The organism is Mesorhizobium sp. WSM4884, assembly GCF_029625675.1.
In the GTDB taxonomy this organism is placed as follows: Bacteria; Pseudomonadota; Alphaproteobacteria; order Rhizobiales; family Rhizobiaceae; genus Mesorhizobium.
Map to the genome: position 1 here is coordinate 296,564 of NZ_JARTVO010000005.1, position 12,499 is coordinate 309,062.

The window sequence follows — 12,499 nt, forward strand, 5'->3', positions numbered from 1 at the left end:
GCCAGTGAGGACAAAGATGAACGCAATTACCGTGGAGCGCAGAACCGCTTTTCGCGGCTTCGCCCTGACGGCGGCCCTGCTTTCGGGCCTGACCCTTGCAGCATGCCAGACGACCCCGACAGGGGAGCTCAACAACATCGACAAGGCGCAAGGGTCGACTGAGAACATCTCCTCGCTGTCGGCGGTCATCCAGCGCAATCCGCAGGATCCCGAGGGCTATAATGTGCGCGGCTCGGCCTATGGCCGCGGCGGCCAGTACCAAGCGGCCTTGAAGGATTTCAACCAAGCCATCCAGCTCAATCCGAATTTCTACCAGGCCTATTCGAACCGGGCGCTCATCCAGCGCTTCCTCGGCAATCAGGAAGCGGCGCTCGCGGACTATAACCGCTCGATCCAGATCAACGCGAATTACGATGCCGCCTATATCGGCCGCGGTAATCTCTATCGCAAGGCGGGCCGCACCCAGGACGCCTTCAACGACTTTCAGAAGGCAATCCAGCTCGACACCACCGACGCCCGCGCCTACCACAATCGCGGCCTGATCTATCAGAGCCAGGGCCAGCACAAATTCGCCATCGAGGACTTCTCGACCGCCATCTCGCTGGCGCCGGACGCCGCCGAGCCCTACAACGGCCGCGGCCTCTCCTACCTCGCCATGAACGACGAGGACAATGCCTTCGCCGACTTCAACATGGCCATCAAGCTCGACGGCAAGAACGCCGAGGCCTGGGCCAACCAGGCGCTTATCTACGAGCGGCGCGGCGACAAGGTAAGGGCGGCCAAGTCCTACCGCGAGGCCATCCACCTCAACCCCAACTACCAGCCGGCCAAGGACGGTCTATCGCGCACCTCCGGCAGCGCCAGCTGATCGAAAGCTGACGCAAGCAGGGTTGCTCCACGACACCAAGGCGTCGCCTGCGATCGCCAAGGCGTCGTCTGCGATCGCCAAGGCGTCGCCCTTCGATCGCCAAGGCGTCGCCCTTCGATCGCCAAGGCGTCGCCTGCGATCGCCCTGTCGTGCCGGCGATCGCACTGTTGCGCCCCGGAGACGCCTGTAGCGGTCCGTTGACCACCTGGCGCAATGCGTCGACCTCTGCCATGCTCGCGCCAAGTTTTCGGCGGAACGCTCCTCGCACCTCGACCGTTTAATCGGGGCCAATTTTTTGCGAAAGGACCTTTCCAATGATCAAAACGCTTGCCTGTGCCGCCGCCGCGCTTACCGCCACGGTCCTCGCTTCTCCGGTCAACGCCGGCACGCTCCGGCTCGGCACGCTCGATTGCTCAATCGACGGTGGAACCGGCTATATCATCTCGTCAAACAAGGGCGTGTCCTGCGTCTTCCGGCCCTCTCATCACGGGCCGGCCGAGATTTACACCGGGATGATCTCCAAGCTCGGCGTCGATGTCGGCAAGACGCATCAGGGCCAGCTCGTCTGGGCGGTTCTGGCCGCCACCCCCAGTCATGACGCGGGGGACCTCGCCGGCAGCTATTACGGCGTCAATGCCGAGGCGAGCGTCGTGACAGGCGGCGGCGCCAACGTCCTGGTCGGCGGCTGGAACAGCGCCTTCATGCTCGAGCCGCTCAGCGTCCAGGCGCAGACCGGCGTCAATCTCGCCGTCACCGTGGCCTCGCTGGACCTCGTCCACTCCTACAAGTAGAACTTTCGATCAGAACCGATGCGGCCCGGGACATTCGTTCCGGGCCGCATTTTTTTGCGCGCTGGTCCACCGATATCGCTGAAAAAGCCTATTGAGCTCAACCGCGCTTGAGGTTCTACAAGCCCTGTCGATCTGGATCTGGCGCCCTGTTCGAAAGCGAATGAGGCTGCCGTAGCAAGCAGGAGATCGACGTGACGGCAGCAAGCGGCAACAAGGTGAATTGGCGGGCGTTGTGGGCAAGCGGCGACCTGGCGCGCTTCTGTTTCATCAGCCTGGGTATTCTGCTGCATGCCACCAATGAGACGATGGTGGCGACGATCATGCCGGCCATGGTCGGCGAACTCGCGGGCGTGCAGCTGGTTGGCTGGTCGCTGGCGATCTACGAGCTCGGCGCCATCGTCGCCGGCGCCGCGGCCGGGCGGCTGGTGAGCTATGTCGCGCTGCGCTCCAACATGGTGGTCGCCGCTTTGCTCTACGCGACTGGCGCGCTGATCTGCGCCACGGCTCCCTCGATGCCGCTCTTCCTCGCCGGACGCCTGGTCGAGGGTCTTGGCGGCGGCGCGCTCGTGTCGCTCGCCTTCGTCTCGGTCGAGCGGCTGTTTTCGCGCAACATCTGGCCGCAGCTCTTCGGCATTATGTCGGCGATCTGGGGCGTCGCCGCCTTCAGCGGACCGATGCTCGGCGCGATCATGACAGAGCTCCTGTCGTGGCGCTGGGCCTTCGGCGTCTTCACCTTCGGCGGCGCGGCGATGGCGCTGGCAAGCTTCATGGTGCTCGACACACCCGAGGCGACGAAGCCGCAGGCGGACGGGGGCTCCGCACCGCCCTTTCCCTATCCGGCGCTCGCCTGTCTCGCCATCAGCGTCGTGCTGATCGCCGCAGCCGGCATCGACATTGCCCTGCTGCGCTCGTCGCTGCTGCTGGCCCTCGGCTTGATCGGCCTGGTCCTGTTCTTCCGCGTCGACGCCCTCAGGCCGCGCTCTCACCTCTTCCCGTCACCTTTGTTTTCATGGCGTACGCCGCTCGGCAGCGGCATGACCATGGTTGCGGCGTTCTCGGTGGCCACCTGCACCTTCGCCATTTACGGGCCGCTGCTTTTGACCACGCTGCACGGCATACCGATCCTGACGACCGGCTACATCATCGCCGCCGAATCGATCGCCTGGTCGATCCTGTCGATCATCATCGCCAATGCGCCGCTGGAACGCGAACGCGTGATCATCGTCATCGGCGCGCTGATGATCGCCTCGGGCCTCGCCGGTTTCGCCTACACCATCCCGGCGGGCTCGATTCCGCTGATCCTGCTCTGCGCCCTGCTGCAAGGCGGCGGCTTCGGCGTATGCTGGCCGTTCCTCACGCGTGTCATCGTCGCTTCGGCTCGTGAAGGCGAGCAGACCATCGCGTCGGCCGCCGTGCCGACCATGCAGCGCATCGGTTACGCCGTGGGCGCGGCGCTCGCCGGCATCGTTGCCAACGCCAGCGGCTTCTCGGAAGGGCTGAACCGCGAAGTGGCCGCTGGCGTCGCAGGCTGGCTGTTCCTCGCCTTCGTGCCGCTCGGCGTTCTGGGTTGCATCGCAGCCCTGAGGATCGCCATGCCGGCCGTTCGGCCACAGGAAGCGGCAGGTTGAACAGGCCCGCTAGTGCATGTCGCCCAAAAGTGCGCAGCGGTTTTGGGAGAACGATATGCATCAAAGCAAAGACTTAAAAGCGCTTCGTCGCGACGCGCTTTAACCGACCCTTTCGTCAAACGACAATCGTCTGCAGCCGCTCGGCGATCAAAGCGGCGAGCCGTGTCGCCACCTCGTCCTTGCCCATCTCCGGCCATTCCTCGACGCCGGAGCGGGAGACAATGCGTACCTTGTTGCGGTCGCCGCCCATAACGCCCGATGGGCCGATCCCGCTTTCATGCGAGACGTCGTTGGCGACGATGAAATCGGCGCCTTTCTTCCTGAGCTTGGCCTCGGCGTTGCCGATGAGATCCTGCGTCTCGGCGGCAAAGCCGACGACGAGACGCGGCCGCTGGCTATGATGGCCGACGCCGGCCAGGATGTCGGGATTCTCGACCATCTTGAGCGACGGCGGTCCCTCGCCCGCCACCTTCTTGATCTTCTCGCCGGCCGCATTCGCCGTGCGCCAGTCGGCGACCGCTGCGACGAACACCGCCGCGTCCGCCGGCAAAAGGCCCTCGACCGCTTCCTTCATCTCTGCCGCGGTCTCGACATGCGTGGTCGTGACCCCGGCCGGATCGGCGATATTGACCGGGCCGGAGACGAGCCTGACATCGGCGCCGAGCTTCGCCAGCGCCGCCGCGATCGCATGGCCCTGCTTGCCGGAGGAGCGATTGGCAATGTAGCGCACCGGATCGATCGGCTCGTGCGTCGGCCCCGAGGTGACGATGATCCTGCGGCCGGCAAGCGGCTTCGGTCTCTCGTCGAGCATCGCCTCGATCGCGCCAACGATCTCCAGCGGCTCGGCCATGCGACCCTCACCGGCCTCGTTGCTTTCCGCCATCTCGCCCTTGGCGGGACCGACGAAGGCGATACCGTCCTTTTGCAAGGTCGCCCGGTTGCGCCGCGTCGCCGGATGCGACCACATCTTCGGGTTCATCGCCGGCGCCATCAGCACCCTCTTGTCGGTTGCAAGCAGCACCGTCGAGGCAAGGTCGTTGGCATGGCCGTTGGCGAGCTTGGCCATCAGGTCGGCGGTGGCCGGCGCCACGACCAGCAGATCGGCCTCGCGCGACAGCCTTATATGGCCGACATCATGCTCGTCATTGCTGTCGAACAGCTCGGTGAAGACATGGTCGGCGGAGAGCGCGCCGACCGACAGCGTGGTGACGAATTCCTGCGCGGCGGATGTCATGACCACCCGAACGGAAGCACCGCGCTCGCGCAGGCGACGGATGAGGTCGAGCGCCTTGTAGGCGGCGATGCCGCCGCCGATGATCAGCAGGATGCGTTTGCCGGTAAGCGTCCCTCGAATTGATGGCTTGCCGGATACTGTTGAGATGGGACCGGCTTGCTGATTGGAGCCTGTCAGCGCGCGCAGCGTCTTCTCGATCTCGTCGATGCGGCCGGCCTGCCCCGCCCTTCCTTCGACCGCTGCGCGGATCATCGCCCGCGCCTGCTCCTCCATCGAGCAGCCATTTTCGGCAGCCATTTGGCGCAGCAGGTCCTTGACCTCGTCATCAAGGTTGCGGATTGTGATGCTGGCCATCTGATTGCACCCGCTTCAAACTTGCGCCTGCAATGATAGCAGTGCAATCAAACTGCAGCAAGGCGGGTGGCGGTCAGAAAATCCGCCAGGCGATGTAAAGCAGCGTCAACGCGATCACCCAGAGCGCCAAGCGGCCGGAGCGGGCATAGCGCGCCTCGGCCTTGCCTATAGCGTGCGCGGTCGCCTCGTCGAAGCGCAGGCCATGTTCGGCCATCAGGTCGATTTCGCGCGACAGCCGCTCGGTGCGGGCGGCGATATCCGGCGCCTGCCTCGCCAGCGCCACCAGCGCCTTGCCGGCGTCGCGCGCGTCGGAAACCATGCCGCGTGGGCCGAGATTGCTGGCGATCCAATCGCTGACCACCGGCTCCGACGTCTTCCACATGTTGAAGGCGGGATCGAGCGTGCGGGCGACGCCCTCGACCACCACCATCGTCTTCTGCAACAGGATCAGCTCGGGCCGGGTGGCCATGTCGAACAGTTCTGTGACCTCGAACAGCAGCGTCAAAAGCTTCGCCATCGAGATGGTTTCTGCCGACTGGCCGTGGATCGGCTCGCCGATGGCGCGAATCGCCTGCGCGAAAGCCTCGACATTGTGCTGGCGCGGCACGTAGCCGGCCTCGAAATGCACCTCGGCGACGCGCTGATAGTCGCGCACGATGAAGCCGTAGAGGATTTCGGCCAGGAAACGCCGCTCTTTCTTGCCGAGCCGGCCGGCGATGCCGAGATCGACGGCAACGATGGTTCCGCTCGCCTCGACGAACAGGTTCCCCGGATGCATGTCGGCATGGAAGAAGCCGTCGCGCAGCGTGTGCCTGAGGAACGACTGGATGAGGTTGGCGGCGATCGCCCTGAGATCGTGACCGGCGGCGGCAAGGCCGACCAGATCGTTCATCTTGATGCCGTCGATCCACTCCATGGTGATCACGTCGCGGCCGGTCCGCTCCCAGTCGACCGCGGGCACGCGGAAGCCGGGATCGTCTTTGGTGTTTTCACCGAGCTCTGAAAACGCGGCCGCCTCGAGCCGCATGTCCATTTCGACTTTGGTGGTCTGCGCCAGCGTTTGGGTCACCTCGATCGGCCGCAGGCGGCGCGACGAGGGAATGTATTTTTCCTGCAGGCGGGCGGCGAGGAAGTAGCTCTCGAGATCCTGGAAGAAGCGATGACGCACGCCGGGCCGGATGACCTTCACCGCCACCCGTGAAGCCTTCCCGTCGCGAACGACTTCGGCGCCGTGCACCTGGGCGATCGAAGCGGCCGCAACCGGCTCGCCGAAGCTTGCGTAGAGATCGCCGATCTTGCGCCCGAGCGAGGCCTCGATAGCGGCGATCGCCTCCGTCTTCGGGAAGGTATGCATCTTGTCCTGCAGCAGGGCGAGGTCGACCGCCATGTCATTGCCGACGACATCCGGTCGCGTGGCCAGGAACTGGCCGAGCTTGACGTAGGATGGCCCCAGCCGCACCACCGCCTGCGCCAGCCGGTCGCCGCGCTGGTGCCGTCTGGCGCGACGGCGGGTGAGCACGCGCGCCAGCCGCCAGCCGAGCTTCGGCATGCCGGAAAGCTCTTCGCCGGGCAGCGCCGCGACGACGCCCTCGCGGACCAGCACCCAGCCGGCCCTGGCGAGCCGGAAGGCGGCGCCAACGCTGGTCATCGGACGCTGCTCATCGCCTGGTCTGCCTCAAAGTTTCGGCCTCAAAGCTTCCAGCCTGAATGAAGTGCAGCGATGCCGCCCGAATAATTGCGGAAGCTGACGCGATCGAAGCCCGCGCGGGTGATCATGGCAGCAAAATTCGCCTGGTTGGGGAATTTGCGGATCGATTCCACCAGGTAGGAATAGGGCTCGCCGTCGCCGGTCACCGCCCTGCCGATTTTGGGGATGGCGTTGAAGGACCAAGCTTCGTAGGCCTTGTCGAGCAGCGGCATGTCGACCTCGGAGAACTCCAGGCAAAGGAACCGTCCGCCGCGCTTCAGCACGCGGTAGGCTTCGCTCAGCGCCACATCGATGCGCGGCACGTTGCGTATGCCGAACGCGATCGTATAGGCGTCGAACGTATTGTCGTCGAAGGGCAGCGTCTCGGCATTGGCCCCGACGAAATCGGTGTTTTCCGAGAGCCCTTTCTTCTCGGCGCGGTCGCGGCCGACGTCGAGCATCGAGCCGTTGATGTCGAGGACCGTCACATGCGCGTTGCGATGGCTGGCCTCGACGATGCGGAAGGCGATGTCGCCGGTGCCGCCCGCGACGTCGAGCACCTTCCAGCCCGGGCGCTTCGGCGGATTGAGCCACGCCACCATCGCGTCCTTCCACAGCCGGTGCAGCCCGCCGGACATCAGATCGTTCATGAGGTCGTATCGATTGGCCACCTTGTGGAAGACATCGTTGACGAGGAACTGCTTGTCGCCTTCGCCCACCTTCCTGAAGCCGTAGGAGGTTTCCATGCCGCCCGCAGCCGTGGTTCTCTCAACTGACATTATTTTGATCCGCCATAAAACCGGCGGGACCATAGCCGATCGATGGGGCCGACGCTATTGTCGAAGGCGCGGTTTTCAGCCGCGCCTTCAACATGGGTTCGGGCAGGGCCTTGCATGATTTTCCGCCCGGAATCCTCGCGGGTTCAGTGTGCCGACGGGATGACCGCATGATTTTGAAAGCCGAATTGCACTGCCACATCGAAGGGGCAGCGGCGCCCGATCTCGTCGTCAGCCAGGCCCGCAAATACGGCAAGGACCCCTCGCCCTATATCCAGAACGGCTCCTTCGTTTGGCACGATTTCAGCTCTTTCCTCGCGGCCTACGACTTTGCCTCCGACCTGTTTCGCACCGAGGAGGACTATGCTCGCCTGACCGATCACTATCTCACCAGTCTCGCCCGTGACGGCGCCATCTATTCCGAGGTCTTCACCTCGCCGGATCACGCCAAGAAGGCCGGTCTCTCGCCCAAGGCCTATACGGATGCGCTGGGCGAAGGCATGGCCCGCGCCAAGGCCAGGACGGGCATCGAGGGACGCATGATCGTCACAGGCGTGCGCCATGTCGGGGTCGAGGCGATCGAGCAGGCGGCGCGCTTCGCCGCGCGCTGCGGGCATCCGCTGGTGACTGGCTTCGGTGTCGCCGGCGACGAGCGCATCGGCGATTTCGAGGATTATGTGCGCGCCTTCGAGATCGCCCGCGAGGCCGGCCTCGGCATCACCATCCATGCCGGCGAGCTGATGGGCTGGGAAAGTGTCAAGGCAGCGCTCGACCATATCCGCCCGTCGCGGATCGGACATGGCGTGCGCGCCGTCGAAAACCCGGACCTCGTTCGCCGCATCGCTGCCGAGGGCGTGGTGCTGGAATGCTGCCCGGGCTCCAACGTCGCGCTCAAGGTGTTCGACAGTTTCGCCGACCATCCCTTCCCAGCGCTGCGCGCGGCCGGCTGCAAGGTGACGCTCAATTCCGACGACCCACCTTATTTCTGGACCTCGCTGAAGCGCGAATACGACATCGCCGCCGAGCATTTCGCCATGGACGACAAGGCGCTCGCCGCCGTCACCAGGACGGCGATCGAGGCCGCCTTCGTCGACCGGAAGACCAAGGCGATACTGCTGAGCCGGCTCGACGCCAAGGGCCGGTGAATGGTGAATGGTGAATGGTGAATGGTGAATGGTGAATGGTGAATGGTTGGTTTGCCGGCGCGCCTCGGCGTGTCAAGGCAATCATCGAACCATCAGGACTCGCAAACCCGCTCACTATTCACTATTCACCATTCACCGTTCACCATTCACGGGAGCAGACCATGCAGGGCGTCACCGTCGTCGACCACCCCCTTGTCCAGCACAAGCTGACCATCATGCGCAAGAAGGAGACCTCGACGGCCGGTTTCCGGCGTCTGTTGCGCGAGATCTCGCTGCTTCTGGGCTACGAGGTCACCCGCAATCTCGAGCTGACCACCACCACCATCGAGACCCCGATCGAGGAGATGGAGGCGCCGACGCTGGAGGGCAAGAAGCTGGTCTTCGCCTCTGTGCTGCGGGCCGGCAACGGCCTGCTCGAAGGCCTGCTCGATCTGGTGCCGGCGGCGCGCGTCGCCCATATCGGCCTCTACCGCGACCACGAGACGCTGGAAGCGATCGAGTATTTCTTCAAGGCGCCGAGCGACCTTGCCGACCGTCTGGTGATCGTCGTCGACCCGATGCTGGCGACGGCCAATTCCGCGATCGCCGCGATCGACAAGCTGAAGGGACGCGGCGCCACAAACATCCGCTTCCTCTGCCTGCTCGCCGCGCCGGAGGGCATCGAGCGCTTCACCAAGGCGCATCCGGATGTGCCGATCTTCACCGCTTCGATCGACCGCCAGCTGAACGACAAGGGCTACATCATGCCCGGCCTCGGCGACGCCGGCGACCGCATGTACGGGACCAAGTGACGCTTTCTTTACGGATCGTTTACGCAAAGGCGATGGTTTCGGCGCGCGTTAAAGCTGAAATCACCATGTCGACCTAAGGATCTGACCTCCACGAAGGTCGATCCATGCTGCGCAAGCTCCTCCTCCTTGGCGTCTTTGTCGGAAGCTCGGCATCGATCCCGATCGTCTATCAGTCGAACCCGCGGATGGTCGAAGCCCTGCTGAGATCGGCGGTCGCCTCGCAGCCTGCAACCCCGGATGCCCAGCCGGACGTGAAGCTCGCTTCGGTTCCAGTCAGGCCGGCGGCGCCGATGCCGCTCGGTCGACAGGTGCTGGTGAATGCCGACGAGCGCGGCCATTTCACCTCCGCCTTCAAGCTCAACGGCCGTCAGATCGACGGCATGATCGACACCGGCGCGACCCTGGTTGCCATCAACACCTCGACCGCACGCCGAATCGGCATCTCGCTCAACCAGTCCGATTTCAGCCATCAGGTGAACACGGCGAACGGCGCCATCAAGGCCGCGGTGGTGACGGTCGACCGCCTGCAGATCGGCAAGATCTCAATCGACAACGTCCAGGCGGTAGTGCTCGACGACCGGGCGCTGCAAACCAACCTGATCGGTATGAGCTTCCTGCAGCGGCTGCAGAAATACCAGGTCCAGAACGGCGCGCTGCTGCTTGTGCAGTAGGTATTGCGCCTATCTCAAAGCGGCAGGATCCGCCTGAGCACGGTCTTTTCGGCGGACGGCTTCGAGGACCCGATCGTGTAGGCGGAGCGCACCGCGGCGGCGGCAATCTCGGCGTCCGCCTCGGTCCGCGCATGGACCAGCGCCAGCGCCTCGCCCGCCCGCACCTCCGCCCCGACCGGCAGCAGCCTGGTGAGACCGACGGCGTGGTCTATTTTGTCGTCCGGACGGGTGCGTCCGCCGCCCAGCGCGACGACGGCGAGCCCGATATCGCGCGTCGCGATGCCAGTGACGAAGCCGTCCTTCGCCGCCTCAACCGCCAATTCCACCGCGGCTCTGGGGAGATACTTTTCCGGGTTCTCGACGAAATCGGCGGGACCGCCGAGCGCGCTCACCATGCGCGCGAACACCGCCGCCGCGCGGCCGCCGGCAAGCGTCTCGGCGGCGCGCCTGATCCCGTCCTGATTGGACGAGACGATCCCCGCCGACTGCAGCATTTCGGCGGCGAGCGCCAGCGTGACGTCCTCCAGCCGGCGGTCGCGAAACCGGCCGGTGAGGAAATCGACCGCGTTCTTCACCTCGACCGCATTGCCGGCAGCCGAGGCCAGCGGCTCGTTCATGCCGGTCACCAGCGCCGAAGCCTTCAAGCCCGCGCCATTGGCGACCTCGACCAGGCTGTTTGCCAGCGCGACGGCGTCGCGCGACTTCTCCATGAAGGCGCCATTGCCGACCTTGACGTCGAGCACCAGCGAGCCGAGGCCCGCGGCAAGCTTCTTCGACAGGATCGAGGCGGTGATCAGCGGCACCGATTCCACCGTGCCCGTCACGTCGCGGATCGCGTAGAACCGGCGGTCGGCCGGCGCCAGATCGGCGGTCTGGCCGATGATGGCGCAGCCGGTCTCCAGCACGGTCTTGCGGAAGCGCGTCACGTCCGGCTGGCTGGCATAGCCGGGGATGGCGTCCATCTTGTCCAGCGTGCCGCCGGTATGGCCGAGGCCGCGGCCGGAGATCATCGGCACATAGGCGCCGCAGGCCGCGACGATCGGCGCCAGCATCAGCGAGACATTGTCGCCAACGCCGCCCGTCGAATGCTTGTCGGTGACTGGGCCCGGCAGGTCGGACCAGTCGAGCACGTCGCCGGAATCGCGCATGGCGAGCGTCAGCGCCACAGCCTCCTCGCGGCTCATGCCTTTGAGGAACACCGCCATGGCGAAGGCGCCGATCTGGCCCTCCGAGAGCGTGCCGGCCGTTATGCCCTCGATGAAGGCAGCGATCTCCTCGGCCGAGAGCCTGTGGCCGTCGCGCTTGCGGCGGATAATTTCCTGGGGGAGCATCAGCTTTCCGGCAAACCTTCCTCGAAGACGCGCCGCAGGATCGTCGCCAGCCGCGCACCGCCGACCGGCGCCATATCCTTGGTTTCCTGGTGCGAGAGTTCCGCCCCTGTCATGCCGGCCGCAAGGTTGGTGATGACCGAGCAGGCGGCGACCTTGAGGCCGAGGAAGCGGGCAAGGATCACTTCCGGCACGGTCGACATGCCGACGGCGTTGGCGCCCATGACGCGCGCCATGCGGATCTCGGCCGGCGTCTCGAAACATGGTCCGGAAAACCACATGTAGACGCCCTTGTGCAGCGCCGTGCCGGTTGCCTTCGCCGCCGTCTCGATGGCCTTGCGCAAGCCGGCGTCATAGGCCTCGGTGAGACCGACGAAACGGCGGTCGCTCGGCTCGCCGATCAGCGGGTTGGAGCCGGAGAAGTTGATGTGGTCAGTGATCAGCATCACCGAGCCCGGTCCCATCTCCGGTTCGACCGAACCGGCGGCATTGGTGAGGATGAGATGCGAGATGCCGATGCCGGCAAGCACTTCCAGCGCCGGGCGCATCGCGGCGGCGTTGCCGTGCTCGTAGTAATGCGCGCGGCCGGATAACATCAGCACCGGCGCGCCGGCGAAACGCCCAGCAACGACCTCGCCGGCATGGCCGGAAACACCGCTGCGCGGGAAGCCCGGCAGCTCCGCATAGGAAATGCGCCTTTTGTCCTCGACCTCGTCGACCAGCCCGCCGAGGCCGGAGCCCAGCACAAGGGCCGCGGTCGGAGCCAGCCCGTCGAGTTTCTCGACCAGATGATCCAGCGCTTCCTTCATTTCAACCCACTCTTCATTTCAAGATGTCGCCCCTGAAGCCGTAAGGCAGCATCTCGCCCATGGTGACCGTCTCGACCACGCCGGTATTGTCGCAGAGATAGAGCTTGGTTTCCGGCCGGCAGAATTCCGCCAGCCGCTGCCGGCAGCCGCCGCAGGGCGAGCATTTTGCCATGCGCGCGGCGATCACCGCGATCTCGGTGATCTTGCCGCCGCCGCCCATGATGTAGTGGCCGAGCGCGGTGGTCTCGGCGCACCAGCCCTCGGGATACGAGGCCACCTCGATATTGGCGCCGGTGAAGACGCGGCCGTCCTCGGTGCGCAGCGCGGCACCGACGGGAAACTTGGAATAGGGCGCATAGGCCTTGGCCATCGCCGTCTTCGCCGCCTCGAACAGATCATGCGACATTCAGTTCTTCT

The 12,499-nt window shown here is 65.1% G+C and carries 12 protein-coding genes; 6 read left to right on the forward strand and 6 right to left on the reverse strand.

The window, feature by feature from the left end; translation table 11 throughout:
* The first annotated feature begins 16 nt into the window (after positions 1–16).
* The 3 genes from P9236_RS10810 (at position 17) to P9236_RS10820 (ending at position 3,287) form a co-directional block, all read left to right on the forward strand.
* Positions 17–868 (forward strand): tetratricopeptide repeat protein, encoded by an 852-nt coding sequence (locus P9236_RS10810; protein ID WP_278074604.1) that lies wholly within the window; start codon positions 17–19, stop codon positions 866–868.
* A gap of 314 nt (positions 869–1,182) precedes the next feature.
* Positions 1,183–1,659 (forward strand): DUF992 domain-containing protein, encoded by a 477-nt coding sequence (locus tag P9236_RS10815; protein ID WP_278074605.1) that lies wholly within the window; start codon positions 1,183–1,185, stop codon positions 1,657–1,659.
* A gap of 191 nt (positions 1,660–1,850) precedes the next feature.
* The gene (locus P9236_RS10820; protein WP_278074606.1) at positions 1,851–3,287 is read left to right on the forward strand and encodes an MFS transporter; all 1,437 of its coding nucleotides are present in this window, start codon (positions 1,851–1,853) and stop codon (positions 3,285–3,287) included.
* A gap of 115 nt (positions 3,288–3,402) precedes the next feature.
* On the opposite strand, the gene coaBC is transcribed toward P9236_RS10820, so the two are convergent.
* The 3 genes from coaBC to ubiE all read right to left on the reverse strand — a co-directional run bounded on the left by coaBC (position 3,403) and on the right by ubiE (position 7,341).
* Positions 3,403–4,875 carry a bifunctional phosphopantothenoylcysteine decarboxylase/phosphopantothenate--cysteine ligase CoaBC gene (gene coaBC / locus P9236_RS10825; protein WP_278074607.1) on the reverse strand — a complete coding sequence of 491 codons (1,473 nt, stop codon included), beginning with the start codon at positions 4,873–4,875 and terminating at the stop codon, positions 3,403–3,405.
* 73 nt (positions 4,876–4,948) lie between these two features.
* Positions 4,949–6,523, reverse strand: coding sequence for a 2-polyprenylphenol 6-hydroxylase (gene ubiB / locus P9236_RS10830; protein ID WP_278074608.1), 1,575 nt, complete (start codon positions 6,521–6,523; stop codon positions 4,949–4,951).
* Positions 6,524–6,564: 41 nt separating this feature from the next.
* Entirely contained in the window at positions 6,565–7,341 is a 777-nt protein-coding gene (gene ubiE / locus P9236_RS10835) for a bifunctional demethylmenaquinone methyltransferase/2-methoxy-6-polyprenyl-1,4-benzoquinol methylase UbiE (protein ID WP_278074609.1), read from the reverse strand.
* Positions 7,342–7,508: 167 nt separating this feature from the next.
* Here ubiE and P9236_RS10840 point away from each other — a divergent pair, with 167 nt between their 5' ends.
* The 3 genes from P9236_RS10840 to P9236_RS10850 all read left to right on the forward strand — a co-directional run bounded on the left by P9236_RS10840 (position 7,509) and on the right by P9236_RS10850 (position 9,945).
* Entirely contained in the window at positions 7,509–8,483 is a 975-nt protein-coding gene (locus tag P9236_RS10840; protein WP_278074610.1) for an adenosine deaminase, read from the forward strand.
* A gap of 161 nt (positions 8,484–8,644) precedes the next feature.
* Positions 8,645–9,274, forward strand: a complete 630-nt coding sequence (upp, locus tag P9236_RS10845) for a uracil phosphoribosyltransferase (protein WP_067002624.1) — start codon at positions 8,645–8,647, stop codon at positions 9,272–9,274.
* A gap of 104 nt (positions 9,275–9,378) precedes the next feature.
* Complete coding sequence (locus P9236_RS10850; RefSeq protein ID WP_278074611.1) at positions 9,379–9,945, forward strand: TIGR02281 family clan AA aspartic protease; 567 nt, start codon at positions 9,379–9,381, stop codon at positions 9,943–9,945.
* Between the two features lie 14 nt (positions 9,946–9,959).
* On the opposite strand, the gene deoA is transcribed toward P9236_RS10850, so the two are convergent.
* The 3 genes from deoA to cdd are packed head-to-tail and all read right to left on the reverse strand — an operon-like array spanning position 9,960 to position 12,488.
* Positions 9,960–11,276 (reverse strand): thymidine phosphorylase, encoded by a 1,317-nt coding sequence (gene deoA / locus P9236_RS10855; protein ID WP_278074612.1) that lies wholly within the window; start codon positions 11,274–11,276, stop codon positions 9,960–9,962.
* Complete coding sequence (locus P9236_RS10860; RefSeq protein ID WP_278074613.1) at positions 11,276–12,082, reverse strand: purine-nucleoside phosphorylase; 807 nt, start codon at positions 12,080–12,082, stop codon at positions 11,276–11,278. Before P9236_RS10860 ends, deoA begins: the two co-directional genes overlap by 1 nt.
* Positions 12,083–12,095: 13 nt before the next feature.
* Positions 12,096–12,488 (reverse strand): cytidine deaminase, encoded by a 393-nt coding sequence (gene cdd / locus P9236_RS10865; RefSeq protein WP_278074614.1) that lies wholly within the window; start codon positions 12,486–12,488, stop codon positions 12,096–12,098.
* Positions 12,489–12,499 lie beyond the last annotated feature (11 nt).

Coding starts and splice junctions, on each gene's coding strand:
- P9236_RS10810 (WP_278074604.1), top strand. CDS start 17: ATGAACGCAATTACCGTGGAGCGCAGAACCGCTTTTCGCGGCTTCGCC.
- P9236_RS10815 (WP_278074605.1), top strand. CDS start 1,183: ATGATCAAAACGCTTGCCTGTGCCGCCGCCGCGCTTACCGCCACGGTC.
- coaBC (WP_278074607.1), bottom strand. CDS start 4,875: ATGGCCAGCATCACAATCCGCAACCTTGATGACGAGGTCAAGGACCTG.
- ubiB (WP_278074608.1), bottom strand. CDS start 6,523: ATGACCAGCGTTGGCGCCGCCTTCCGGCTCGCCAGGGCCGGCTGGGTG.
- ubiE (WP_278074609.1), bottom strand. CDS start 7,341: ATGTCAGTTGAGAGAACCACGGCTGCGGGCGGCATGGAAACCTCCTAC.
- P9236_RS10840 (WP_278074610.1), top strand. CDS start 7,509: ATGATTTTGAAAGCCGAATTGCACTGCCACATCGAAGGGGCAGCGGCG.
- upp (WP_067002624.1), top strand. CDS start 8,645: ATGCAGGGCGTCACCGTCGTCGACCACCCCCTTGTCCAGCACAAGCTG.
- P9236_RS10850 (WP_278074611.1), top strand. CDS start 9,379: ATGCTGCGCAAGCTCCTCCTCCTTGGCGTCTTTGTCGGAAGCTCGGCA.
- deoA (WP_278074612.1), bottom strand. CDS start 11,276: ATGCTCCCCCAGGAAATTATCCGCCGCAAGCGCGACGGCCACAGGCTC.
- P9236_RS10860 (WP_278074613.1), bottom strand. CDS start 12,082: ATGAAGGAAGCGCTGGATCATCTGGTCGAGAAACTCGACGGGCTGGCT.
- cdd (WP_278074614.1), bottom strand. CDS start 12,488: ATGTCGCATGATCTGTTCGAGGCGGCGAAGACGGCGATGGCCAAGGCC.